General features: G+C 50.1%; 21 protein-coding genes. 11 read left to right on the top strand and 10 right to left on the bottom strand.

Annotated features, from left to right (window positions below):
• Positions 1–384: 384 nt before the first annotated feature.
• Positions 385–1,851, top strand: coding sequence for a sensor histidine kinase (locus FIM25_RS00665; RefSeq protein WP_139445127.1), 1,467 nt, complete (start codon positions 385–387; stop codon positions 1,849–1,851).
• 12 nt (positions 1,852–1,863) lie between these two features.
• Positions 1,864–3,252: a sigma-54-dependent transcriptional regulator gene (locus tag FIM25_RS00660; protein ID WP_139445125.1), complete on the top strand. Its 1,389-nt coding sequence runs from the start codon at positions 1,864–1,866 to the stop codon at positions 3,250–3,252.
• 556 nt (positions 3,253–3,808) lie between these two features.
• On the opposite strand, the gene FIM25_RS00655 is transcribed toward FIM25_RS00660, so the two are convergent.
• The 10 genes from FIM25_RS00655 to FIM25_RS00610 all read right to left on the bottom strand — a co-directional run bounded on the left by FIM25_RS00655 (position 3,809) and on the right by FIM25_RS00610 (position 15,045).
• The gene (locus tag FIM25_RS00655) at positions 3,809–4,477 is read right to left on the bottom strand and encodes a tetratricopeptide repeat protein (protein ID WP_139445123.1); all 669 of its coding nucleotides are present in this window, start codon (positions 4,475–4,477) and stop codon (positions 3,809–3,811) included.
• A gap of 12 nt (positions 4,478–4,489) precedes the next feature.
• Positions 4,490–5,521: an adenosine kinase gene (locus tag FIM25_RS00650; protein ID WP_139445121.1), complete on the bottom strand. Its 1,032-nt coding sequence runs from the start codon at positions 5,519–5,521 to the stop codon at positions 4,490–4,492.
• Between the two features lie 34 nt (positions 5,522–5,555).
• A complete protein-coding gene (locus FIM25_RS00645; RefSeq protein ID WP_246051931.1) occupies positions 5,556–6,026 on the bottom strand; it encodes an SH3 domain-containing protein in 471 nt (156 codons plus the stop codon).
• Between the two features lie 33 nt (positions 6,027–6,059).
• Entirely contained in the window at positions 6,060–7,229 is a 1,170-nt protein-coding gene (locus FIM25_RS00640) for a hypothetical protein (RefSeq protein WP_139445119.1), read from the bottom strand.
• Positions 7,230–7,259: 30 nt separating this feature from the next.
• On the bottom strand, positions 7,260–8,237 hold the full coding sequence (locus FIM25_RS00635) for a polyprenyl synthetase family protein (RefSeq protein WP_139445117.1): 978 nt from the start codon (positions 8,235–8,237) through the stop codon (positions 7,260–7,262).
• Positions 8,225–9,571, bottom strand: coding sequence for a 30S ribosomal protein S12 methylthiotransferase RimO (gene rimO, locus FIM25_RS00630; RefSeq protein WP_139445115.1), 1,347 nt, complete (start codon positions 9,569–9,571; stop codon positions 8,225–8,227). Before rimO ends, FIM25_RS00635 begins: the two co-directional genes overlap by 13 nt.
• 267 nt (positions 9,572–9,838) lie before the next feature.
• Positions 9,839–10,657 (bottom strand): crotonase/enoyl-CoA hydratase family protein, encoded by an 819-nt coding sequence (locus FIM25_RS00625; RefSeq protein WP_139445113.1) that lies wholly within the window; start codon positions 10,655–10,657, stop codon positions 9,839–9,841.
• Between the two features lie 466 nt (positions 10,658–11,123).
• Positions 11,124–12,143, bottom strand: a complete 1,020-nt coding sequence (locus tag FIM25_RS00620) for an FAD:protein FMN transferase (protein WP_139445111.1) — start codon at positions 12,141–12,143, stop codon at positions 11,124–11,126.
• Positions 12,143–14,146 carry an ATP-binding protein gene (locus FIM25_RS00615; RefSeq protein ID WP_139445108.1) on the bottom strand — a complete coding sequence of 668 codons (2,004 nt, stop codon included), beginning with the start codon at positions 14,144–14,146 and terminating at the stop codon, positions 12,143–12,145. Before FIM25_RS00615 ends, FIM25_RS00620 begins: the two co-directional genes overlap by 1 nt.
• Positions 14,147–14,160: 14 nt before the next feature.
• Entirely contained in the window at positions 14,161–15,045 is an 885-nt protein-coding gene (locus tag FIM25_RS00610; protein ID WP_139445106.1) for a molybdopterin-binding protein, read from the bottom strand.
• Between the two features lie 122 nt (positions 15,046–15,167).
• On the opposite strand from FIM25_RS00610, the gene FIM25_RS00605 reads away from it, so the two are divergent.
• From FIM25_RS00605 to FIM25_RS00565, 9 genes are all read left to right on the top strand, one after another.
• Complete coding sequence (locus tag FIM25_RS00605) at positions 15,168–16,196, top strand: IS630 family transposase (RefSeq protein ID WP_139445105.1); 1,029 nt, start codon at positions 15,168–15,170, stop codon at positions 16,194–16,196.
• 530 nt (positions 16,197–16,726) lie between these two features.
• Positions 16,727–17,779 carry a tRNA dihydrouridine synthase gene (locus tag FIM25_RS00600; protein ID WP_139445103.1) on the top strand — a complete coding sequence of 351 codons (1,053 nt, stop codon included), beginning with the start codon at positions 16,727–16,729 and terminating at the stop codon, positions 17,777–17,779.
• A 96-nt stretch (positions 17,780–17,875) separates the two neighbouring features.
• Positions 17,876–19,258 carry a sigma-54 interaction domain-containing protein gene (locus FIM25_RS00595; protein ID WP_139445102.1) on the top strand — a complete coding sequence of 461 codons (1,383 nt, stop codon included), beginning with the start codon at positions 17,876–17,878 and terminating at the stop codon, positions 19,256–19,258.
• A gap of 10 nt (positions 19,259–19,268) precedes the next feature.
• Positions 19,269–19,628 carry a NifB/NifX family molybdenum-iron cluster-binding protein gene (locus FIM25_RS00590; protein ID WP_139445099.1) on the top strand — a complete coding sequence of 120 codons (360 nt, stop codon included), beginning with the start codon at positions 19,269–19,271 and terminating at the stop codon, positions 19,626–19,628.
• Positions 19,618–21,378 carry a sensor histidine kinase gene (locus FIM25_RS00585; RefSeq protein ID WP_139445097.1) on the top strand — a complete coding sequence of 587 codons (1,761 nt, stop codon included), beginning with the start codon at positions 19,618–19,620 and terminating at the stop codon, positions 21,376–21,378. The genes FIM25_RS00590 and FIM25_RS00585 overlap by 11 nt, the downstream gene beginning before the upstream one ends.
• Positions 21,375–21,755 (top strand): response regulator, encoded by a 381-nt coding sequence (locus FIM25_RS00580; protein WP_139445095.1) that lies wholly within the window; start codon positions 21,375–21,377, stop codon positions 21,753–21,755. The genes FIM25_RS00585 and FIM25_RS00580 overlap by 4 nt, the downstream gene beginning before the upstream one ends.
• 32 nt (positions 21,756–21,787) lie before the next feature.
• Positions 21,788–22,384, top strand: coding sequence for a sensor histidine kinase (locus FIM25_RS00575; RefSeq protein WP_139445093.1), 597 nt, complete (start codon positions 21,788–21,790; stop codon positions 22,382–22,384).
• A 254-nt stretch (positions 22,385–22,638) separates the two neighbouring features.
• Entirely contained in the window at positions 22,639–23,850 is a 1,212-nt protein-coding gene (locus tag FIM25_RS00570) for a response regulator (protein ID WP_139445090.1), read from the top strand.
• A gap of 170 nt (positions 23,851–24,020) precedes the next feature.
• A complete protein-coding gene (locus FIM25_RS00565; protein WP_139445088.1) occupies positions 24,021–24,455 on the top strand; it encodes a response regulator in 435 nt (144 codons plus the stop codon).
• Positions 24,456–24,458 lie beyond the last annotated feature (3 nt).

Genomic DNA, 24,458 nt, shown 5'->3' with positions numbered 1-24,458 from the left:
GTTTTCCGCTTCTTTTCCAAGGAACCTTCCATGGCAAGAGGCAGTAGAAACAAGGTCTTGGAAAAAAATAATCCCGCCCCCGAAGAAATTAAAAACATAAAAAGATCCCTACAGCCAAAACGAGTGAATAACAGCAAATATCGGACCAAATATGAAGACAGACCCATAAAAACTTCTTCGGAATCTTAGGATTCTTAGTGTTAGCGGACATATCAATCAACCTTGCCCTTTCCACCATTGCAGGACCTGACCCATCCACAGCTGACATATTTTGTATTTTTATGACAAAAATCGACAACAACACCCCTTGAGCTTCCCTTAAAAATCTTTTACACTTCTCCCGCTATCATTCGCAGTTTCAACCCCATACAAAAACAGGAATACATGAACAGCTTTAAACTCATTTCCGCCCCGGAACCCCCATCCCCCCACAAAAAATCTTCGCCCGGGCAATCCTTTACCCTGGTGAAATATTTTACCTTGAGCAGCCTGATTCTAATGTTCAGCGGTGCCATCATACTCTCCACCCTGCATACCCATCTGGTACGCAATCTTTTGATTGAAAAAAGTGAAGAATATGGGAATCTTCTGATAGAAAACCTCAATCATCAGATTTTCATGCAGTTTCTGCTACCAGTTTACTTTCAGTTCGGACAGATTCAGCTCAAGGATCCGGATCAGTTCCAGCGTATGGACAATGTGGTCCGGAACACCCTGCACAGCTTCCATACGGACATGGTCAACATCTATGATCTGGACAATGTCATATCCTACAGCTTTAATCCTGAAATTATTGGAGAAAAAGACATTGGTGGTGCCGGATATGAAAAAGCCATGCAGGGAGAATCCACCACTTCCTTCATACAGATTGGCAATCAGTGGGAAATGCTTTTCCGCATTCCAAGAATTACACGAATAACCACCTTTGCCCCCCTGCGCATGGAGGATTCCACCTCTTCCCTTTCCGGCCCCATCATCGGTGTTGTGGAAATTGTTCAAAATGTTTCTGATGACTATAAAAAAATCTTTCGATTGCAAATCATTGTAATACTGACAAGTTCCCTTGTCATGGGTTTTCTTTTTATTATCCTGAGAAGCATTGTAAAACACGGTGAACGTATCCTCGAAGAAAGAAACGAAGAGCAGCTCCGACTGAAAGAAGAAGTTAACCGTAATCGTCATCTTTCAGCCCTTGGTGAAATGACAGCTGCCATCTCCCATGAAATCAGAAACCCCCTTGGCATAATACGGAGTTCTGCGGAACTGCTGCAGACAAAGATGAACCGACTGGAGCCCGGCAACACCATTGCAGACATCATTGTTGAAGAATCCACAAGAATGAATGCCATCATTACAGATTTTCTGACCTACGCCCGCCCCAGAATCATGTCTCCAATCCCTTGCCATATATTTGATATTATAAGCAAAAACAAGTTGTTTTTAAGCAATGAACTTAAATCGGGCAGCTTTGATCTTCACATTTACTGTGCACCAAAAGTACCAGAGATCATTGCAGATCCAGACATGCTCTATCAGGCCTTTTTAAATCTGATCCTCAATGCCATGCAGGCCATGCCAGAAGGAGGCAGAATAAACATTTCCATTCTGAACGGACCCGGCAGAGTCCATATTGTCTTTGAAGACAGGGGACCGGGAATTAAGGATCATATTCTCGAAAAAATAAAGGAGCCTTTTTTCACGACAAAGGAAAAAGGAACAGGTCTGGGACTGGGCATTGTGGAAAAAATCATTGCCGCCCATGGTGGCAAAATGGAAATCAGTAACCGGCAGGAAGGCGGAGTCCGGGTCAAAGTATCCCTTCCCACAACAGAACCTGCGGAAACCGCCTGAGAGGAACACAGCATGGAAACCATACTAATTGTGGATGATGAGAAAAATTATCCCCTCATCCTCAGCGCGATACTTGAAGAAGAGGGCTATGAAACCCTTAGAGCCCATTCCGGAGAAGAGGCTCTGGGCCTTCTGGGAGAATCCGGCATTGACCTTGTACTGACGGATATGCGGATGCCCGGCATGGACGGCATAGCCCTGCTCCGCGCCATCAAGGAAAAACAGACTGACCTTCCCGTAATCATGATGACAGCCCACGGAACCGTGGAAAAAGCAGTGGAGGCCATGCAGCTGGGTGCCTACACCTATATTCTGAAACCCTTTGAAAATAAAACACTGATACAACATGTTTCCAAAGCCATGGATCTCTACCGGGTAGTACTGGAAAACCGGAGACTGCGGGATATGGTGGCAGACCGTTTTTCCTTTTCAAAGCTCATCGGCAAAAGCGAAGCCATGCAGAAAATCTACACCACCATCCGAAAAGTGGCACCGTCAACGGCTACCATACTTATTGAGGGAGATTCCGGCACAGGTAAAGAGCTGGTGGCAAGGGCCCTGCACTTCAACAGCCCCAGAAAAGATAAGCCCTTTGTGGCTGTCAATTGCGCAGCCCTTGCAGAAAATCTTCTGGAATCAGAGCTTTTCGGCCATGAAAAGGGGGCCTTTACCGGAGCAGCCACCATGAAAAAAGGCCGCTTTGAACTGGCCCATGGCGGCACTCTGTTTCTCGATGAAATAGGAGAAATCAGCCTGCCTATGCAGGTAAAACTCCTTCGGGTACTTCAGGAAAAATCCATAGAACGGGTAGGCGGCAGCAAAGCCATTTCCGTAGACTTCCGCCTGATGGCCGCAACCAACAAAACCCTGAAAAGTGAAGTCATCAAAGGAACCTTCAGGGAAGACCTGTATTATCGACTAAACGTGGTCCACCTTCAGATACCTCCTCTACGGGAAAGGGATAACGATATTCTTCTGCTGGCCCAGGCCTTTCTGCAAAAATTTGCTGATCAGCGCACAGACAGCCAGTCCATTTCCGGCATCAGCCATGACTGCAGAAAACACCTTCTTGCATACCCATGGCCCGGGAATGTACGCCAGTTGGAAAATGTTATGGAAAGGGCCGTACTACTGTCTGCCGGACCCCATATCCAGCCAGAAGATCTCCCTGCAGAAATCCGTGAATCCAGCAGACAGGCTGGTATAACCCTGATATTTAAGGAAGGAACCCTCAGTGAAACCCTTGCTCAGGTTGAAAAAGAGCTGATAGAACGGGCACTGAAAGCAACTTCCCACGTTCAGGCCCATGCCGCTGCCCGTCTGGGCATCACCAAAAGCGGATTGCACCAGAAAATAAAAAAATACAAGATAGACCTGACCAGACCTCTGGATACAGAATAAGCTCCCAACAAAACATTTACATGGGTGCGGGTGACAAGCAAGAACACCCTTCAGAGATGGCAGCAGACAGAAGCAAGGACTGCAAACCCTGCTTTTCAGGCCTTCATCAGAATTGGGTTTTGCACATGCATACCACTCCTTAAAAAAGTTCAAAAAAATGAACCGGCCAAAAAAACTAGATATATCAGAGACATGAAAGACATCACTCCAAGAAAATAAAAATGACAGTTCATTTTTATGAACACAGCCTCCTCCAACAGCCAGCCCCCACCCCTCCAGCAAAAAGATAAGTAATTGAATAAAAACAAAAAAACCGCGCCACAAAACATGGCACGGCTTTTGCTATATTAACAATCAACAAACAGCCATTCTCCCAGAAAAGCGGACCGACTGACCCCGGTCCGCTTTCTTATTCTCAAAAACAGACAGGCCGCTGACAGACAAGCTTCATTCTGAACGGATTACGATGCAAGACACCCTAATAACAGATATGACCGTCAGCAAATAAAAAAGTGCCGGACAACCACAGGTCATTTAAATCTAGAAAATCAAGCTCTTAAAAAAGCCGTGTCTCTCTGTAGGGGGAATCAGGGTACTGATCCAGCATACTTTCATAGGCGGCCCGGCTTTTATCCATGGCACCCATTTCGGCTTCCAGGCGAGCCACATGGAAAAGGGCGGATTCCTGCAAAAAGAAATCCTTCTCCGAAGAAACCCTTTTAAAATCAGCAAGGGCAGAAACCTTATCCCCCAGCACCAGATGCACATGGGCCCGTTCCCATACAACAAGACGACCCAGAATTCTGTCCTTTCCGAGCACAGAGAATGCCGAATTATAGGCTTCCAGAGCTGCGGCCGCATCTCCGCCATCAAAAAGCATACGGGCCTCATAAATATGGGCAATACGTCCGGCAAGGGTAGCAGACCTGGATTCCCGGATATCTCTGATCTCCTGAATCAGGGCTGGCGAGCTGCCATTTTCTGTCAGCCCTGCTGTCTGCAGTACTATTCCCAGCCTGGCAGAAGCATCCCTTTCCGCACTCACCTTCCAACCCCAGTATCCAAGACCTGCAGATACGGTTACAAGCAGCGCGATCCCTGTCAGCACCAGTAATTTTGTGTGTACATGACAGAAATCCCAGACCCGGGTAAAAAACCGGGCCATGGGATCATCATGAATCATATCAAGGGGAATTCTTGGTACATTGGTATTTTTTTCTTCCATCGACACTTCTCCTCAGGAACCGGAAGGGGGCAGGCTGCCCCCGGGGGATAAAAAACGGGATGCGATCCGTGACCATCCGGCCTCCGGGATCTGCGCCCCCACCACACAACAGACCTCATACCCACAGGCTGAAGCCAGATTACCGCAGCGCTCCATGGGCCAGTCCTCGACGAGTCCATGCAAGAATCCTGCCGCCCAAAGATCTCCGGCTCCTGTTGTATCCCTTACCCCTTGCCCTGCACAGGCATCAATGACCCAGCTTTCATGGCCCATACGAATGCGGCTCCCCTCACTGCCCAGCTTCAGAACCGCAAGGTCAACCTCCGATGCCATTGCCTCCAGCGCTTTTTCAGGATCTGAATATCCTGTGTAGGCCTGTGCCTCATCCTCATTGGCAATGAGAATGTCCACATATTCAGGAATAACCCTGTGCAGAAGATCCGGAGCAGCCTCAACCACGGTAAAACTGGCAAGATCCATGGCAGTAACAGCACCCGCAGCCCTTGCCTTTTCCAGAACGGCAAGCCCCAGATCCGGGTTGAAAAAAAGATACCCTTCCATAAACACAATGGCCGCCCTGGAAAATAAATCTTCAGGCAGATCAGCAGGCCTCAGTTCCGAAGAAGCCCCCAGAAAAGTGAACATGGAACGCTGGGCATCAGGGGTGATAATGGAGAGGACTCGACCCGACGGGGTTAAAGATGTTGACAGAACAGGTTTCACCCCCGAAATCCGAAGGGAAGATTCAAAGGCCTCACCCGTGGCATCATTTCCCCGTTTTCCAACAAAGACTGTATCGCCTCCCAGCCTGGCAAGCCCCTGTATGGTATTACAGGCAGCACCTCCGGGCACAATCTCCTTATCCTGCGGAACCTTTGGCAGGCACCCATCCAGAAACTCCGACTCCACCAGTGTCATCCCGCCCTTGATATCACTTATACTGCGCAGCACCTCATCGGAAGTCTGCACCAGAATATCCGTAAGGGCCGAACCCACGCCCAGCACTTTTTTCCCACGGGCCCTTATGCGACCTCTCAGATCCATGTTCCCTGCCTTTCATTAAAAAAACCATCCCCCATCACCAGACAAGATTCCCATGAATCCAGCCCTCATCCCCATCCGCATGCCGAATCTGAATCCAGTCTCCCTGACGGCCCAGCACCCGGAAAGGCACTCCTTTTTCAACGGTAAACACAATGGAATGACCGGTGCCTGGCCCGGAACGGACATTGGCCCTTGGATTTTTAACAACCACAGAGGGTGTACGGCCAAGCAGCCGTCCGGAAACCCAGCCCTCATAACCTTCAAAATCCCTGAAACGAACCCATCCATCCTTTTTTTCAAGGACTTCCACCGGATAATTGGCTTCCGCCTGCCAGAGAACACTATATTGTGTCCCCGGTCCCGAGCGAACATTCAGAGTCGGTCTTTCCACCGTAAGACGTTCTGCCGCAGCAGCGGCAGAAATCATCAGCATCCAGAAAAGAATTGCTGCAAAAGCTGCCAGCCGCAATCCGTAACTCCGCTGCTTTTTTGCCGTCTGTGTCAAAACATGCCTCCTTCCTTTATAATAAAAAAAATCTCAAGGCGAAGAAACCAGAGTCACACGCATCCTGTTATCCTCCACATCGGAAATACGAACACCAAAACGATCATAATTCTTTCCCATCAGAAGACCGGCAAGCTCTTCGGCCGTTCCCCGATACCGGACACGGACATCCATACCCTGCCCTGTTATTTCCCGCCTTTCAATGGAAACAAGCCCCTCAATCTCACCCAGAATCCTTCGGAAATGGGTAAAACGGGCCAGGTAATTCTCCCCGGCAATATCCATGCGGATTTCCCGCACCTCTGCATCTTTTTCAGCCTTACGCAACCATGCTGCCTGCAAATCCGGCACAATACGGGATGCAGCCTTTCTTCCAGCCTCAGACAGAGCCTCCCTCTCTCCGGCCGCAGCCGTCTCACTGACCACCACAAAAGAGTCCTCAACCTCAGCCAGCACATCACCGGTATCCGTATCCAGAGCAATAAGAAGCACATCCGCACGGAAAGACTGCTTCCGGTCTCCCATAACATTGCCCCCTGGTGTCACCCGGACCCGTCCGGCCATCACCACAGCTGCCTCAAAAAGAATGCCAATCCGCCTTGCCTCACGCATATCCAAAACAGGCCCTGACACCCCGCCACCAGAAAGATTCCGGCCATCGGGAACCACCAGATCAAATCCTGCTCCCCCCATCACCGATGCCATGGCTTCCGTACTGCGTCCGCCAAAAAACACCATTTCAGCACCCGGCACCCACCATTTCAATGGAGATGCGTCCTCCAGCCCCTGCTCCGACACCATAAACAGGATTGCAGGAAGCCGTGAAAAATCCATGCCAAGCTCTTTCATGCGTCGTTTTATAGACTCAGCATCCGGCGAAACCCTGGCCACCATTCGGTAGCTTCCCTTTTCCTCGATGGTGGCAAGAATCCTGAAATCCCTGACATAATTTTTGGGATTCTCCTCCAGCAAAGGCGCAAGAGTTCTTAGGGCCGATGATATGCGGGCTTCCGGAAGACTTTCCAGAACAAAGCGTTCCACAGCCCGGGCCAGCACAGCCCTTTCAGCACGGTTTCTTGCCTCCCGGGCATCCACACCCTGAGCAGGCACAGCATCCATAACAAGAAAGCCTTCCCTCTCTTTTGCCCATGAAGTCTGAAAACAGAGAAAAAGCAAAATACCACACAGCATAATTCTGATCATAGTCATTTCCTGTCAGTATCAGATAAAATCCTACTGTTTCCGCACAAGGGCATATTCCGCCAGCATTCCCAGAAGATCCTTTTCCGCCCCGGCAGGCAATACTTCTATGGCTTTTTTTGCAGAAGCCACATGATCCATGGCCCTCTGCCGGGTCATCTCCATGCCTCCGGCTTTTTCCACGGCTCTTTTTACAAAGTCAAAATCCTGCGCCAAAAATTCTGTGCCTGCAATATTTCTTATAAAAGCCGCCGTCTCTGTATCGGCAGAGCGCAGGGCACATATCAGGGGCAAAGTGGCCTTACCTTCACGAAGATCCGCCCCCGGAAGCTTGCCTAAGCCCTTTTCATCCTCCGTATAATCCAAAAGATCATCGGCCATCTGAAAGGCCATGCCCAGCTCCCATCCATAAAGGGCCGCAGCATCCGCATCTTCTCTGTTCACGCCCGCCAGAAGCGCACCGGTTTTACAGGCTCCTTCGATGAGTACTGCGGTTTTTCTCTCTATCACCCGGTCATAGGCCGCTTCCGTAAGATCCAGATTTCCCTTGTTGCGAAGCTGCTCAATTTCCCCCTGAGCCATCTGCTCCGTGATCCTGGCAATCACCGATATGATTTCAGGATTTGCCGTAGCCGCCGCAAGGTTCAGGGAGCGAGCCAGAAGAAAATCCCCCGTCAGCACGGCTTCCGCAGGCCCGAAAAGGGTATGGGCGGCAGACTTCCCCCTCCTCAGCACAGCCCCGTCCACCACATCATCATGGATGAGGGTAGCTGCGTGGAGAAACTCAAAAATCCCTGCCACGTCCAGTACAAGATCATGCTTTCCTCCAAAGGCCCTGTGCATTAGCAAACAGAGCAGAGGACGCAGGCGCTTGCCCCCGGAAAAAAGAATATGCCCCGCAATCTCCCGGACCAGATCCAGCTCCGGCGCAAGATTGGCCTCCAGCCTTTTTTCTATGGCTGAAAGATCTCCGGCCACGGCTCCGACTATTTTTTCCTTCAGACTTCCCATCCGTCCACCACATTTCCCGCAAGATCATAATCAAAGGCATCGGTGATCTCAAGGAGCACCACATCCCCCACCTGAAACCCGCTGCCGTCCACATAGGTGATACCATCCACCTCCGGTGCCTGAAAAGGCGTCCTTCCCTCAGCCAGCTCCCCTTCGGAAAGTTTTTCTATCAGTACAGGGTATCTTTCCCCAAGTCTCTGCCTGTTTTTTTCCCATGAAATACCAGCCTGTACCTCCATCACGGCATCCCTGCGAGCGGCGGCAATCTCCGGCGGGACATGTTTTTTCAAATGATGGGATGGCAGATCTTCCATATCCGAATAGGTGAAAACCCCCAGATGATCAAAACGCATGGTTCTTACAAATTCAAGCAGCTCCAGAAAATCTTCTTCGCTTTCACCGGGAAAACCCGTAATCAGCGTGGTGCGCAGAACCACATCCTTGACCTTTTCCCGTATACGGGAAAAAAGGGAATAAAGATCCGAGCGGGTATAATGCCTTCCCATGCGCCTCAGCACCGTATCCGAAGCATGCTGCACAGGCAAATCCAGATAGGAGCAAAAATTCTTTTTTTCCGCCATGAGATCCAGAAGGTCATCACTTAAACTCTCAGGATGCCCGTAGAGAAGCCGTACCCAGACACCATCACCCACCGTATCGCAGACAGCCCGTACAAGGTCGCAGATAGTCTGATCCCTTGCAAGATCCTTTCCCCAGTCCGTGGTTTCCTGGGCCACCAGCACCAGCTCCCGAACCCCGCTTTCCGTAAGATTGCGGGCTTCCGCCACAATGTCCTCCAAGGAACGGCTGCGCTGCACTCCCCTTAGCATGGGAATAATACAGTAAGTGCAGTGCCGGGAACAGCCTTCCGCCACCTTAAGATAGGCCGTATGAACCTGAGTTCTGTGCCTTTCCATTTCTGAGGTCTGCAGGGGAGCTGTCACGGGATCCGGGCAGAAAAGGCTTCCCTTTTCACGGATAAAGGCTTCTCCTTTTTCTAAAAAGGAGAGAATGGAAAAATAGGCGGCGGTGCCTGCAAAAAAATCCACCTCAGGAAGGGATTCCAGAATATCTTCCTGAAAACGCTCGGGCAGACAGCCCCCCACAATGAGATAACGGCAGGAGCCTTCCCTGCGGTATGCGGCCAGCTCCAGAATGGTATCAATGGAATTATCAATGGCATCCTGTATGAACCCACAGGTATTAATGATAATAATTTCAGCACTTTCAGGATTGTCTACACCGGGGAAACCGGCCAAGGACAGATGCCCCGCAAGAACTTCACTGTCCACCTGATTTCGGGCACAGCCCAGAGTTTCAATATAGCATTTCATAAAAAGCTCAGCCGCCCCCTGCAAATTTCAATGCCCACGCCGTGACACCGGCGCGGGCCCCCAGTAAAAAACATGAACAATCCATGTTTTAAAAAAAATCTGATTACCACAAGCTTTCAACCATAAAAAGTCTGCCTTGGTTTTGGCCCCCCACGGGGGGGGTGCCCCTACAGAAAACCCATTTCCGATTCAAGATCGGTAAATTGCCCGCAGGCACCCGTAAAGGATGCCCCAAGGCCCTTTTACTGAATAATTACCAAAAAAAAATTATTTCCCGGTAAACTTCGGCGCCCTGCGCTCGGCAAAGGCCGTAAAAGCCTCAATGAGATCATCGGAGGGCACAATATTGGCGCTCACCGAAGCTACATAGTCAAGGCCCTCTCCAACGGTGCGGCCTGCACCAAAATTGAGAACGTCCTTGGATGCCTGCACGGCCAGCGGAGAATTAGCCGCAATTTCAAGGGCCATGGCTTCTGCGGCAGCCATCAGGCTCTCCTGATCCGCATACACCTCATTGACCAGCAGAATTTCTCTGGCACGGCGGGCATCAATGGTTTTTGCCGTAAAGGCCAGCTCACGGGCAATACCTTCGCCCACAATGCGGGGAACCCGCTGCAATGACCCCACATCCGCCACAAATCCCACGGCAGCCTCCTTGAGGCAGAAAACAGCATCTGCGGAACAGAGACGGATGTCACAGGCACTGATCATGTCAAGCCCGGCACCGATGCAGTGACCATGCACCGCAGCAATCACAGGCTTACGGCATTTTTCTATGCAGCTCATGGTCTCCTGCAGCATCTTGATCTTAGGAATAAAGCGCCACTTCACTCCGCCCTTCTGCTCTTCCATCAGCTCGGGCATGGCCCCCATCATTCCCATGAGATCAATACCAGCACAGAAGGAAGGCCCCTTGGCTGCCACAACAATGACACGGATATCAGGATCTGCATCCAGATCCGCATAAATTGCCGGAGCATCCTGCCATGCAGGCATATGCATGGCATTTTTCTTTTCCGGTCTGTTCAGATAAACCCATGCCACTTCACCTTTTTTTTCCACAAGATAATAGCTGCTCTCCGTCATGCTTCATCCTCTTTTCTTTATTTTTAATGTAAAGGTTTAAGATCTGGTAATTATTCAGCACCGTTTTCCAAGTACCATACCTGCAAGACAGATGCACAGGCCCCGGCTATTTGCCCGTGACGCAATCTTATTCGGGAGCTTCTTGCCCTGTGTGGAAGCGGCAAAAACTCCCCGCCACAGGCAGGATAAGCTTTTTGATTACCATGGCAGGCTTAAGCACGCTGCTTTTGTGGCGGCTCAGACAGTTTGCCGCTTCTTTCGCACAGGCCTGCAAAACTCTGATCCGAAACGATTGCAATGTCACTTGCAAATAGCCACGGAGCCTTGCAACAGTACGATGCTGCTGTAATTACAGCATTGGCAGTTCAGAATAAACTGTGCTGAACAGTTACAAGATCTGAAAGATTCCCACTTCCCACTTCCCACTTCCCACTTCCCACTTCTTTAATATCCGATTCACCATGCGTCAACGCAGATTTTCCATAAAACCCGGACTCATCCAGCTTTCCGCAAAGCCATCTTCCTTTTCCTTTATAATAAAGGCTTCCACACCATCAAGCCCCAGAATCATTTTCTTTGCCCTTTCCATACCCATAACCGGTATGGCCGTAGCAAAAGCATCGGCCATCATGCAGTTTTCATGGCGCACCGAAGCACTGATTATTTTTGTATCCACAGGCTTTCCCGAAACCGGGTCCAGAATATGGGAAAAACGTCTGCCGCCGGATTCAAAGAAATTACGATAATCTCCGCTGGTGGCAAGGCAACCCTTACAGATTTCAAGGCGCATGACAAGTTCCGAAGGCAGGGCTCCGGGCACAGGCCGGGTGATGCCCAGAACCCATGGACTGCCATCGGGCCTGCATCCCGACACCCGGATCTCTCCGCCAATCTCCACCAGATATTGTTTAACTCCGGCCTTTTCCAGCACTTCGGCCAGCAGATCAACACCATAACCCTTGGCAATGGCGCCGAGGTCCAGACTCACGCCGTCTTTTTCTTTTCCTATACTGCCATCCCCATAAAAAAGAATCCTGTCAAATCCCACCAGCGCCTTTGCCCCGGAAAGGACCTCTTCATCGGGAACACTCCCATCATAGCCTGCAGGCCCAAAACCCCATATATTTACGAGGGGTAAAACCGTTGGATCCAAAGCGCCTTCCGTCAGGGTATATGCCCTGTAGGCAGATTCCAGAACCCTCTGCAGATAATAATCCGGCTGCATTGTTTCTCCGGCTTTCATGGCATTGAATCTGGAAACAGTGCTGTCCGGCTGGTAAACGGAAAGGGACCGGTTCACTTCCCCAAGACGCTCATTCAGAAGGCTCTCGATGGCTTCCCTTCCCACAGATGAGGGCAACAGACCCTTAACCTGCCAGGTGGTTCCCATGGTATTACCGGAAAAAGTTTCCATGCGAACCCGGTCACAACCACATAAAATCACAGGAATTAAAAGAAAAAAAACCACATGAAAAACTGTTTTCATCACGTCTCCCGCTTGATCAGATCCAACACAGCCTGACGCAGCTGTGCATATTTCACAGGCCTTGGAAGGCAGAAAGCAAAATCCCCTCCAACAGTGCCGCTGCCCGGACAGAACATCCGGGAAGATAAAAGTCCCCAGGGCGGGATCCCATTCTTTGCAGGGAAATCCTCCAGAGACAGAAGCCCGAAATCCTCCGCATCCTCATCCACCAGAATCAGAGAAAAGTCTTTCATTTCACCAGCCGGAAGAACCTGAATCTCTTTAAGGGAAACAAAACGCCTGACAGTTCCTCCCCACTCCTGAAAATAGCCTTCCAGCTGAGAGCTGAGCAGGGGATGGGACATCACAAGCACAACCCTCCTGCCAGCCAGAAAACGGGAAACCCTCTCTTCGTCCTTAGTCCCCTTAGCCAGCACAGCCGTGAACCAGAACATACTGCCTCCGGTTTCTCTGGCGACAAAACCCATCTCTCCACCCATGAGATTCACAAGCTGCTTTGAAATCACAAGCCCCAGCCCTGTACCACCATAGCGTCGGCTCATGGAAGAATCCCCCTGAAAAAAGGGCTGAAACAAGGCGTCCCCTGCATCCTCGGGAATACCTATCCCCGTATCCGAAACCTCAAAGCGAAGCATAAGGTTCTTTTCAGATTCACTTTCCATAGCAATTTTGAGACAGACTTCGCCTTTTTCCGTAAACTTGACCGCATTGCCCAAGAGATTGACCAAAACCTGTTTCAGCCGCAGGGCATCTCCTTCAAGGGCATCCGGAATCTCCCGGCTGATCCACCCGGTGAGGCCAATTTTCCGGGTAGCCGCAGAAATGGCCAGCACATCAAGGCTTTCTTCCATCAGATCTCTCAGGGAAAAAGACTCCTGACTGAGATTCTCGCATCCGGCCTCCATTTTGGAATAATCCAGAACCCTTGTGATGATTTCCAGCAAACCCTCCCCCGAAGAACGTATCATTTCAGCATAGTTTCTCTGCACAGGGTCCATCTTTGTTTCCAGAAGCAGCTCAGCCATGCCAATGACCCCGTTCATGGGAGTACGGATCTCATGGCTCATATTTGCAAGAAACTGCCCTTTGGCCTCACTGGCCGAATGGGCCTGGGAAGCAAGAATGCGGGTTTTTTCCATGAGATGTTCCAGCTGGATAAAATTATCCGCAAGGTGCCTGCCTATCCTTACAAAAATATCCTGAAGAGCTTCCATCTCACGGGTGGTCACCTTCACATCCTCAGGCCTCATTTCTTCAAGACGCTGACGCAGCATCAGTGGAGAGTCCGCCCCTTCCAGGCGGGCCAGCTCCCGGGTAATCTCGGAGAGGGGGCGAAGATGGCGGTTCAGGGCCATGGCTATCGTACCCACAAGGGTCAGCAAAAGAAAAAGCCCCCCCAAACCGGTCATGAGGTAGAGACCAGTGAGCTGCTGACGCAGCTTTTCCGTGGAAAAACCCATGCGCAGATAGCCCATGAGCTCTCCAGTATAATGTATGGGGCGGATAACATCCAGAACGGGTTCTCCGGCCCTTCCCCGTTCCCCGCCCATGTACACGACAGACTGATTCAGGCGGGCGTGGCTGATCTGAAAAGATTCTTTTCCACCATATGGAAAAAGGTGCAGATCCCTTTCATCCGCAAGCTTAAAACTTTGAGGTTCCAGAGGCAGTGCGGAATCTTCCGCCATATCCATCAGGGCATCATTCTGGGCAAGGAGAATTATCCCTTGGGGATCTGTAACAAAAAAATAGATGAGGTCCGGATCATTGAAAAAATCATGGCTGAGATTCACCGCCAGATTGGCCCAGTTGGCATGGTATAAAAGCTGACCGCTGCGGCGGGAAATTTCATTTACAACAAAATGAATTCGCCCATAGCTGGTTTCCCGCAAGGCTTTCCCAGCCTTCTGGGAAATAAAAATACCCAGAAAAAAAATCTGAATAGAAATCAGCAGGGTCACAATTAAAATAATTCTGCTCCGTAAACTGGGCTTATGCCTCATCCGTTCTTCCCCCTTTATTCCAGAACAATCTCATGGATGAAAAAAAGTGAATCCGGATTGGGCAGCTTTTCTGCCAGCTGGGGATATTGCTGTGGTGGTACCCAGAGAAACCATGGACCTCCGCAGGGAACAGACAGGGGAACACCATCTTTATGGGAAAAAAGAAAAATTTCTTTTCCTTCGATATCCCTGCGCTCAAGGTGCAGATCCCGTCCTGCCAGAGATTTTAAAATCATGGTATCAAAGGAAAGGCCTTTTCTTTTTAAAAGATCCTCCACAATAAAACCCCGGACCTCCTGTTTTCCGACACTGCCGAGGGGCGTATGGCGATAGCCCTTGGGAACCGGAACCAGCATATCAAGTAAAACTGCGCCCGGTTCCAAATACTCCTCTCCGGATACAAGATGCACCACATCCCCCTTAACAAGACGCAGGGGAACGCCCTGACCTTTTCCGGGAATAAGAGCCGTCACATACCATGCATTGGCAGATGGATGCAGACTGTCTTTTTTTTCAAAAATAAGCTTCAGGGGACCACCACGGGTCCGGGGAATCCCCCTTCCATTCTCGGACCAGGCCAGCATGGCCCCTTTTTCACGGATAAAATCCATGGGGAAAAAAGCCATATACTGATCTGCACTGAGCAGAGTCAGGTTTTCCACGTCTTTGCTCACCAGATCGCCAATAAAAGCTCCATGAAATGAATGAAGCGTATTTCCGGGGAAATTGGGATCCAGACTTTTAATCTCCGAAGTTCTGGCGGAAAGAGCCTTGCTGACAAAGGAGATCTTTTCCTTGTGAAACTCCAGCACGGTAATTTCCGGACCTTTTTCAGCAGAAAAGGCATTGACCGTGAGAAGAAAAAACAGAATGAATAATCCTGCAAAAAAGAAACGCACCCTGTCACCTCCTGAGTGGATGAGTAAAAGCAAGTACTCCTGTAATTGTTCAGCACAGTTTTCCAAGTACCACAGCTACTAAAAAGTTCAAAACCAACTCGACATGATGTATATTGCTGCTTATGAAAAAACAAGACGCTAGAAAACTCGATCATAAGACCCGTGAGGCTATCCGTATACGCGCTGTCCAGCAGATCGAATCGGGTGAAAGCCCAGAGGTTATCGCCAGGGCTCTGGGTTACCATCGATCCGCAATTTACCAGTGGATAGCCAAATACCGCAAAGGCGGCCTTGACGCTTTAAAGACGAAACCGATTCCAGGTCGGCCCGTTAAGTTCCATACCAAAGATTTTGATGAGCTTTTCTGGAAGATTGCGGATAAAAATCCTATGGACTACGGATTTCCATTTGCTCTGTGGACCCGTGAAATGATTCGGGAGTTTATCAAAAAGGAGTTCGATGTTTCCATAAGTAATGCCACTGTCGGTCGTCTTTTGAAAAAAATTGGTTTTTCGCCACAGAAGCCTTTAAAAAAAGCCTGGCAGAGGGACGAAGACCGGGTAAAGGAATGGGTTGAAAATGAGTTCCCGGAAATAAAGAAACAGGCTGAAAAAGAGAATGCAAAAATCTTTTTTGCCGATGAATCAACCGTAAGATCAGACTACCACAGCGGGACGACCTGGGCTCCCACAGGAGTCACCCCAGTCGTTGAAAAAACGGGGGCTCGCTTTGGTATCAACATGGTTTCGGCCATCTCTCCCTCGGGGGAACTCCGATTCATGACCATTGACGGAAAAATGAATTCCGATAAGTTTATCTCATTTCTGAAACGTCTGATTTACAAGGCTGATTCTCCCATCTTCCTCATTGTGGACGGGCATCCTGTCCATAAATCAGGCAAGGTCAATAAGTTTGTTGAAGAAACGGCAGGAAAGCTCCGCTTGTTCTTCCTGCCTCCATACTCCCCTCATTTGAATCCGGATGAAATGGTATGGGGATACCTGAAACATCACAAGATTGGAAAAATGGTTGTTTCAGGCCCGGAAGACCTCAGAAAAAAGGTCTTCTCCATCTTGAGATCATTGCAAAAGAAAACCGTAAGAGTTGCCAGTTTTTTTAGAGCACAAGACACCCAGTATATTTTAGCTTAATGTCGAGTGTGTTATGATCTTATTAGTACCAAACAGATGCACGGCACCCAGGCTGTTTGCCCGTGACGCAATCTTATTCTTAGAGCTTCTTGCCCTGTGCGGAAGCGGCAAAAACTCCCCGCCACAGGCAGGATAGGCTTTTTGATTACCATAGCAAGCCTTGGTACGCTGCCTTTGTGGCGGCTCAGACAGTTTGCCGCTTCTTTCGCACAGGCCTGCAAAGCTCTGATCCGAAACGATTGCAACGTCACTTGCAAACAGCCAGAGCGCCTTGCAATAACACCGAAGCTGCTGCAATTTCAGCATTGGAGTGTCGGAACAAACTGTGCTGAACAGCAACCCACGCCATGTTACGGCCTTTTGTCATAAGGTAACTTGTGAAGTTACTCAGAAGTCAGGTACTTCTGAAAGGAACACAGAAAAAATACCGTTCCCAAAAAATCAATCCAAGGTATAGTATCAGACCTTTTCTGATAGTTTAATATAAAATTCCTTACTCTAACCTCCCGAACCCGAAAGCGTCAAGCAACATGCATCTTCCCCCTTCTTCCTCTTACACCCCGCCATACGAGACACTGGCACAGAAACTTACCACACCCATAGATATCAGAGGAAGAACCGTATCCTCCCGTATATTTCTGGCACCCATGGCCGGTATTAATCATCTGGCATTCCGGGAGAGCATAAGAAGTTTCGGCGGCTGTGGCCTTCTTTTCACTGAAATGTGCAGCGCAAAGGCCCTGCCCCACGAAAACCCTGCCATCTCCGAAGTTTTCCGCTGGCATCCGGAAGAACTGAACAGCCTGGTCTGCCAGATTTTCGGTGCAGAACCCATTACCATGGCAAGGGCTGCCCAAAGGATAGAAAAGGAAGGTTTTTTTGGTGTGGATCTGAATTTCGGCTGTTCTGTTTCAGCCATCTGCAAGCATGGAGCCGGTGCGGCACTCCTCAGAAATCCGGATCAGGCCCTTGCCATCGTAAAAGAAGTCCGGGCCGCCGTTTCCATCCCCCTGTCTGTAAAATTCCGCACAGGCTGGGAGGACAAACCGGAGAAAGCCCTTGAACTGGCCCGTCGGCTGGAAGATGCAGGCTGCGACCTTCTCACCTTCCACCCCAGAGTAGCACCGGACCGCAGATCCAGAAGGCCAAGGTGGGAATACATCAAAGCCGTTAAAGAAGCCGTATCCATACCGGTTTTCGGCAATGGCAATGTCTTTACCCCGGAAGACGGGTTGAAAATGCTGGAAGAAACAGGCTGTGATGGTCTCAGCATCGGCCGCATGGCCGCCGCAAGGCCCTGGCTCTTTGCCCTGTGGACGGGAAAACTTGCAGGACCACCGGATACGGCAGAAGTCCTCCTTTCCATACACGAAAGCTGCTGCCGTCATTTCGGTGAAATCCGGGGCTTAAGGCTTTTTAAAAAAATCCTTCCCTATGCCATGGCCGTCTATCCCTTCGGACACCGCATGCACGCCCGTATCCGCAGCGCGGAAAACGGACAGATCCTGAAAGAACTAATCCTTGAGGTCTTTGCCGACAACCCCCAGCCCTCCCATGAACCCAACGGGAGCCTGATGGTATAAAAAAAGAATCCTTGCAAAAAAGACCTTCTTTATAATAGGTAGCCCATAAGAATATCATCAGGAAACCCAACGCTTTCATAAAGGGCGGAGTCTGACATGCCCACAGCCCATATCAACCATCTTTTTCAGACGGATCTGGATTTTCAGAAATTTCTGAACCACATTCCCATGGGTGTCTTTGTCACGGACAGGGAAAAACGCATTATCTGTGTCAACCACGGATTTGAGGCCCTTACGGGATTTTCTTCGGATCAGGCCTTGGGCCTTCCCTGCCGGGACATCCTCCGCAGCCGCCAGTGCATGCTGCACTGCCCCGTAAAAAAGGCCATGGAAACGGGGGAATCCCAGAGCATTGAAACGGACATCATCTCAAGGGACCGCCAGCGCATTCCCGTCCGCATAACCGCAGCCCCCCTCTGCGACTCCCATGGAAAAACCAGAGGATTCCTTGAAACCCTGGAAGACTTAAGGCCCCTTAAGCAGCTGGGAGAAAAGCAGAACAAGGCCTTCAGCTTTTCCAGCCTCATCGGCCGCAGTCCCCAGATGGAAAAAATATTTCAGATTCTTCCGGTTCTGGCCCAGAGCGATGCCTCTGTTCTCATTACCGGAGAAACGGGCACGGGCAAGGATCTGGTGGCCGAAGCCCTGCATCAAAGCTCAGAAAGAGCAAGGGGGCCTTTTGTCAAGGTGAACTGCGGTGCCCTGCCGGAAACCCTTCTGGAGTCGGAGCTTTTCGGGCATATGAAAGGTGCCTTTACCGGTGCCCAGGAAAACAAACCCGGACGCTTCCGCCTTGCACATGGCGGCACCCTCTTTCTTACGGAAATCGGGGATCTGCCCCTAAGCCTTCAGGTAAAACTCTTAACCTTTCTAGATGACCGCATCATCTTTCCTTTGGGCAGCACCAGAGGCTTTCCAGCCAATGTCCGCATTGTTGCCGCCACCCACAGAAATCTTGAAAACATGGTCCGGGAAAAAACTTTTCGTCAGGATCTTCTTTTCCGGCTCAATGTGGCAAGGGTTCACCTGCCGCCCCTGCGGGAGAGGGAGGATGACGTCCGTCTGCTGCTGGATCATTTTTTAACCACCTTCAACCGTCAGCTAAAAAAAAGCATCAGGGGCTATGCACCGGAAGCCCTGGGAATTCTTCTGGCATACTCCTTTGAGGGCAATGTGCGGGAGCTGAGAAATATTGTGGAATATGCAATGAATGTCTGCGCCGGCAGCACCATAAATACCTGCCACCTGCCCGCCTATCTGACCTGCACCGTATCCGGCCAGGAAACCACACAGGATAAAAAGCCTTCCGTGATGCTGCATCAGGGAAACCCGGAAGCCTCATGGAATACCGTGGAAAGGCAAATGATCCTCAATGCCCTGATCCAGGCTGGGGGCAGAAAGAGCAAGGCAGCCACCCTCCTTGGATGGGGCCGCAGCACCCTTTGGCGAAAAATCAAGCAGTACGGCATTGACGCATGAGGGATATGGCATGGAAAAAATACTGATCCCCATTTACGGTCAAGACATAGCCCCCCGTTTTGATCTGGCTACAGAAGTTGTGATTCTTATCCGGGAAGTGGGCAATCCCACACCGGAAGAACGCATGATGGTACTGCCCCAGGCTTCTGCGGAACAGCTCTGCCATCTCATCCTCAGCGATGGCATCGCTACCCTGATATGTGGCGGCATTGAAGAAGAATATTTTCAGTACCTCTCATGGAAAAAGGTAAAGATTCTGGATTCCGTGATGGGGCCCTGGCAGAAGGCTGCGGAACTCTTCATGGAAAACCGGCTCAAAGCAGGTGAAAACCTTCATAAACGACGTATGGAGGGGAAAGATGTTTCTTAGAAAACTCTGGCATAAAGCCGTCAATTCCATGCTGACCTTTCCCGAAGACAGCATCTCCCCCCACCGTTATGTCATTTTAAAACGCAATATCATCCTCATCATGTGCCTTGTCTGCATCATTCCCCTGGCCCTGATGGCGGGCATAAACTACAGCCTCTACAGAGCCAACCTTGAAAGCGAAATCCTGAGGCCCATACACGTAATGGCCGAAGACACCCGCCACTCCTTTGAGCTTTTCATAGAAGAACGCCTCTCCACAGTCCGCTTCATTGCCCACGCATACACCCACGAAGAACTGCAGAATGAACAGACCCTGCAGCGGGTACTGCGGACCATGCGCTCGGAGTTTGTGGGCTTTGTGGATCTGGGACTCATTAATGAGCAGGGAGCCCTTGTGAGCTATGCAGGTCCCTACAATCTTCTTGGAAAAGATTATTCCCAGCAGCCTTCCTTTCAGGAAGTTTCCGTCCGGGGCGTCTATATTTCCGATGTTTTCATGGGATACAGAAAATTTCCCCATGTGGTCATTGTGGTACAGCGCATGGCAGAAGACGGCAGCATATGGTTTATCCGGGCCACTCTGGATACGGGCCGTTACGAAGCCCTCATTGCCAGCATGGCCCTGCGGCCGGAATTTGATGCCTTTCTGGTCAATCCCGAGGGCATTCTCCAGACCAATGCCCGTTTCTACGGAAAAATACTGGAAAAATCCCCCTTTGATATTCCGCCGGGCATCCACGGCACCTACACCATTAAAACCAGAGATCCTGCGGGCAAGGAAGTACTTGTGGCCTTTGCCCCGGTACGCACCAATTACACGCTGGTACTGGTCAAACCACTCTCTGTGCTGCTGCGCAGTTTTTATGCACTGAAGGTGGAAATGCTCATCATTTTCGGCGTTGGCGTTGTGGCCATTATCCTTGCCGTGGTGGGCGTTGCCGACGTACTGGTGCAGCGAATCCGCAACTCCGATGAAAGAAGGGCCACAGCCATACAGGAGCTGCAGCATACCCAGAAGCTTTCCTCCATTGGCCGTCTGGCCGCAGGTGTGGCCCATGAAATCAATAACCCCCTGGCCATCATCAATGAAAAAGCAGGGCTGATGCAGGATCTTGTGGGCCTCTCAGAACCCTTTGAACATCAAAATCGTTTCATGGCCCTTACGGATAATATCCTGCAGTCCGTGGAACGATGCCGGACCATCACCCACAGACTACTTGGTTTTGCAAGGCGCATTGACGTGCAGTTTGAAAAGCTGGAGCTCAACGGCATTCTAAGGGATACACTGGGCTTCCTTGAAAGGGAAGCCAGCTACCGCCAGATTGACATGCAACTGCTTCTGTCTCCGGAACTGCCGCCCATTGTTTCGGACAAGGGCCAGCTGCAGCAGGTTTTTCTCAATATTCTCACCAACGCCTTTGCCGCCGTGGAAAACGGCGGCTGCATAAAAATACGTACCCGGTTTGAAATTCGCAAAAAAAAGGTTTTGGTCTCCATAGAAGACAATGGCTGTGGCATGACTGAGGAAACCCGGAAACATATTTTCGACCCCTTCTTTTCCACCAAAAAGGGCAGCGGTACAGGTCTCGGGCTTTCCATCACCTACGGTATAATTAAAAAACTGGGCGGTACCATACAGGTCAGCAGTAAAGAGGGAGAAGGCAGCATCTTCACCATTTCCCTGCCCCTGAAGGGAGACAGCAGAAGTAGTGAAGCAGAAAATCCTGCGGATGAAAGGGAAAAGGAATGAAATACCATTTAAGCATCCTCCTTGTGGATGATGAAGAGGAATTTGTGGTTACTCTGGCAGAAAGGCTGGAAATCCGTGGATTTTCACCCACCATTGCCGAAGACGGGGAAACGGCCCTTTCCATATTCACACCAGACACCTTTGATATTGTGCTCCTGGATCTCATGATGCCCGGTATAGGCGGTCTGGAAGTGCTGGCAAGGCTCAAGGAAATTCAGCCTTCCGTTCCGGTTATCCTGCTAACGGGCCACGGTTCTACCAGAGAAGGCATGGAGGGAATGCGGCTGGGCGCCTTTGATTACCTTATGAAACCTTTAAACATTGAAGAGCTGATCCGGAAAATACAGGAAGCCATACCGGATGCAAAGCAGCCTTAGAGGGGATAATTTACAAGAGGGGATAATTTACAATGAGTAATTTTGAGGAAATCCGTTTTGCAGGAAAAATCACAGCATCCGTCACCCACGAGCTTCGCAACGTTCTGGCCGTGATCCGGGAAACCAGCGGACTGATGCAGGATATTATGGCTCTGCAGGGTCAGGAAAAAGAAACCGACAAAGAAGAACGCATCCAGAACGGTTTTAAAGCCATTTCAGATCAGGTCCAGAGGGGAAGCCAGCTCATTGACCACCTCAACAGCTTTGCCCACAGTTCAGACCACCCGGAAGAAAGTATAGATATTCAGGAGGCGGCCGTTGATTTTTTTAAGCTGACGGAGCGCCTTTGCAGACTCCGGCGTATCACCCTTGCACCCGAAACCAAAGAAAAAATCATTCATATCAGGGCATCAAAATTTTATTTTTATGCAGCCCTCTTTCAGGCACTGGAGCTTTGTTTAAATCTTCCCGAAGACAGCCTCATTTCTGTATCCTTCACAGAAGGACCGGAGGTATGCTTCCATGGATCGGGCCTTTTTTCTGAACTGAATCCAAGAAAGCTGTCCGGTAACTTTCACCTGACAGGAGATGCGAGCAGTATCCGCATAAAACACAATTCTGATTCATAATGTTTCAAAAGGCCCAACAGACAGCGTGTCTTTTTGTTTCACATGGGTTCAAGGACAGACCTTTTCCCCTAGCCATCCCTGCCGCCAAAAAAAACACCCCCGCCAGCAAAAACAAAATACAACTTAAAATCAAGACCTTTAAAAACCAAAGCATCACAGAGACTGAAATTTTCTGACCTTTGGCCCCGCCTTTGCAACAGGATAATGATCCGAAAACAGGACAGCAGCATCTTTTGAACGCATCAGGAGCATCCATGACCATCCTTTCCCTTTTCAGTGTTCGATATGCAGGAAGCGAATCTCTGGTGGATGATCTCTGCCAGAAAACCCGCTCCCGAATCTTTCGGGATACGGACATTATCGAACGCTGCTCCCTCAGACACCACATAAAACCTGCGATTCTTAAAAAAGCCCTCTACTCAGGAACCAGCGTATTCAATAATTTCACCCACGAAAAAGAATATGCCACCGCCTGCCTAAGGGCCACACTCGCTGACCTCCTGGAAACCGAGGGCCAGATTTTTACAGGTCACACGGCCCTGCTTCTCCCCTTCTCCCTGAGCCACGTTCTGAGAATCCATATCACAGCAGGCCGCAGATGGCGGATCATGCAGGCGAAAGCCATGGGTACCACGGAAAAAGAAGCCGAAGAAGACATCCGCCGTCACGACACCATCACCGCCCTATGGACCCGCCACCTCTGGAAAAAACCGTCCATGGATAAAGACCACTTCCATATGATTCTGACCATGGACAAGGCAGAAAATCCCCTGGAAGAAATCCTTGAAACCATGACGCAGCCCCGGCACCAGATTACAAAAGAAGGCCGCTGGATTATGGAGGATTTCCGTCTTCGGACAAGGGTTGAACTGGAGCTCAATCTGGCAGGACACGATGTGGAGGTGGATGTATTTCAGGGCAGAGTACGCCTCACCATAGAAAAAAAATTCCCCCATCCTTCAAAACTGGCAAACGAACTGCACAGCATAGTATCCGCATCCCCCGGTGTACAGGAAGTGGAAATCTGCATCGGTCCCGTATCCACCGATGCCAGAAACTACCACAGATATGATGCTGCCGTGGCTTGCAAGGTTCTTCTGGTGGATGATGAGAAGGAGTTTGTCCAGACCCTCTCGGAGCGCCTCCGCATGAGGGAGTATCCAAGTCATGCCGTTTTTTCCGGAAAAGAAGCCCTTGACCTGCTGGAAACAGATGCACCGGATGTCATGGTTCTTGATCTCATGATGCCCGGTATTAACGGTTTTGAAGTACTCCGCAGGACAAGGCAGAAATACCCGGACATAGAAATCATCATTCTTTCAGGCCATGGCTCGGAGACTGACCGGCAGCGCTGCATGGACATGGGGGCCTTTGCCTGCCTGCAGAAGCCTGCGGATATCAATGAGCTGAAGGCAACCATAAACAAAGCCCATGCCCGTATCCTGAAAAGGCGGGAAACACCATAATATATAAGGAACCATTCAAGGATTCTTATGGACATTGACCATAAAAAATATAGGCAACACATAAATTACAGGGATATCTTCCCACAGACAGCCTTGTGGAACAAAGCAGCCCCTAAGGGTCCCCGAAACCTTTATGGTGGAATATTTCCTACAGGCGCCAAGGAGAAAAAATGAAAATCAGAGTCATGCTCGTGGATGACGAGGCTCCCTTTGTGGATACCCTCGCCCAGAGGCTTACCATGCGGGATTTCATCGTAAGCAAAGCTTACAACGGAAGCCAGTGCCTGGAAGCCATTGCCGAAAACCCCCATGAAACCGATGTTGTGGTGCTGGACATCCTCATGCCCGGCCTCAGCGGCATTGAAGTCCTAAAACAGATCAAGGCCATCAATCCCATGATGCAGGTTGTTCTTCTTTCCGGGCAGGCAACGGTGGAGACGGCCATTGAAGGCATGAAACAGGGGGCCCATGATTTTCTCATCAAGCCCACAGATGCCGAAACCCTTACCTTAAAAATTAAAGAAGCTGCCGCCGTCAAGGCCAGCCATGAAGACCGTATTCAAAAAGCGGAAACGGATAACATCATCCAGCATAAAGGCTGGTAATTT

It is taken from the genome of Desulfobotulus mexicanus, assembly GCF_006175995.1.
Lineage (GTDB): Bacteria > Desulfobacterota > Desulfobacteria > Desulfobacterales > ASO4-4 > Desulfobotulus > Desulfobotulus mexicanus.
Note: the sequence above shows the minus strand (reverse complement) of the source record. Positions and strands in the feature narration are given on the sequence as shown.

Bases quoted from the DNA above. Each gene is read 5' to 3' on its own strand.
- FIM25_RS00600 (WP_139445103.1), top strand. From the start codon at position 16,727: ATGCATCTTCCCCCTTCTTCCTCTTACACCCCGCCATACGAGACACTG.
- FIM25_RS00580 (WP_139445095.1), top strand. From the start codon at position 21,375: ATGAAATACCATTTAAGCATCCTCCTTGTGGATGATGAAGAGGAATTT.
- FIM25_RS00605 (WP_139445105.1), top strand. From the start codon at position 15,168: ATGAAAAAACAAGACGCTAGAAAACTCGATCATAAGACCCGTGAGGCT.
- FIM25_RS00590 (WP_139445099.1), top strand. From the start codon at position 19,269: ATGGAAAAAATACTGATCCCCATTTACGGTCAAGACATAGCCCCCCGT.
- FIM25_RS00585 (WP_139445097.1), top strand. From the start codon at position 19,618: ATGTTTCTTAGAAAACTCTGGCATAAAGCCGTCAATTCCATGCTGACC.
- FIM25_RS00660 (WP_139445125.1), top strand. From the start codon at position 1,864: ATGGAAACCATACTAATTGTGGATGATGAGAAAAATTATCCCCTCATC.
- FIM25_RS00595 (WP_139445102.1), top strand. From the start codon at position 17,876: ATGCCCACAGCCCATATCAACCATCTTTTTCAGACGGATCTGGATTTT.
- rimO (WP_139445115.1), bottom strand. From the start codon at position 9,571: ATGAAATGCTATATTGAAACTCTGGGCTGTGCCCGAAATCAGGTGGAC.
- FIM25_RS00640 (WP_139445119.1), bottom strand. From the start codon at position 7,229: ATGATCAGAATTATGCTGTGTGGTATTTTGCTTTTTCTCTGTTTTCAG.
- FIM25_RS00575 (WP_139445093.1), top strand. From the start codon at position 21,788: ATGAGTAATTTTGAGGAAATCCGTTTTGCAGGAAAAATCACAGCATCC.
- FIM25_RS00565 (WP_139445088.1), top strand. From the start codon at position 24,021: ATGAAAATCAGAGTCATGCTCGTGGATGACGAGGCTCCCTTTGTGGAT.
- FIM25_RS00655 (WP_139445123.1), bottom strand. From the start codon at position 4,477: ATGGAAGAAAAAAATACCAATGTACCAAGAATTCCCCTTGATATGATT.
- FIM25_RS00615 (WP_139445108.1), bottom strand. From the start codon at position 14,146: ATGAGGCATAAGCCCAGTTTACGGAGCAGAATTATTTTAATTGTGACC.
- FIM25_RS00665 (WP_139445127.1), top strand. From the start codon at position 385: ATGAACAGCTTTAAACTCATTTCCGCCCCGGAACCCCCATCCCCCCAC.
- FIM25_RS00635 (WP_139445117.1), bottom strand. From the start codon at position 8,237: ATGGGAAGTCTGAAGGAAAAAATAGTCGGAGCCGTGGCCGGAGATCTT.
- FIM25_RS00650 (WP_139445121.1), bottom strand. From the start codon at position 5,521: ATGGATCTGAGAGGTCGCATAAGGGCCCGTGGGAAAAAAGTGCTGGGC.
- FIM25_RS00625 (WP_139445113.1), bottom strand. From the start codon at position 10,657: ATGACGGAGAGCAGCTATTATCTTGTGGAAAAAAAAGGTGAAGTGGCA.
- FIM25_RS00620 (WP_139445111.1), bottom strand. From the start codon at position 12,143: ATGAAAACAGTTTTTCATGTGGTTTTTTTTCTTTTAATTCCTGTGATT.
- FIM25_RS00570 (WP_139445090.1), top strand. From the start codon at position 22,639: ATGACCATCCTTTCCCTTTTCAGTGTTCGATATGCAGGAAGCGAATCT.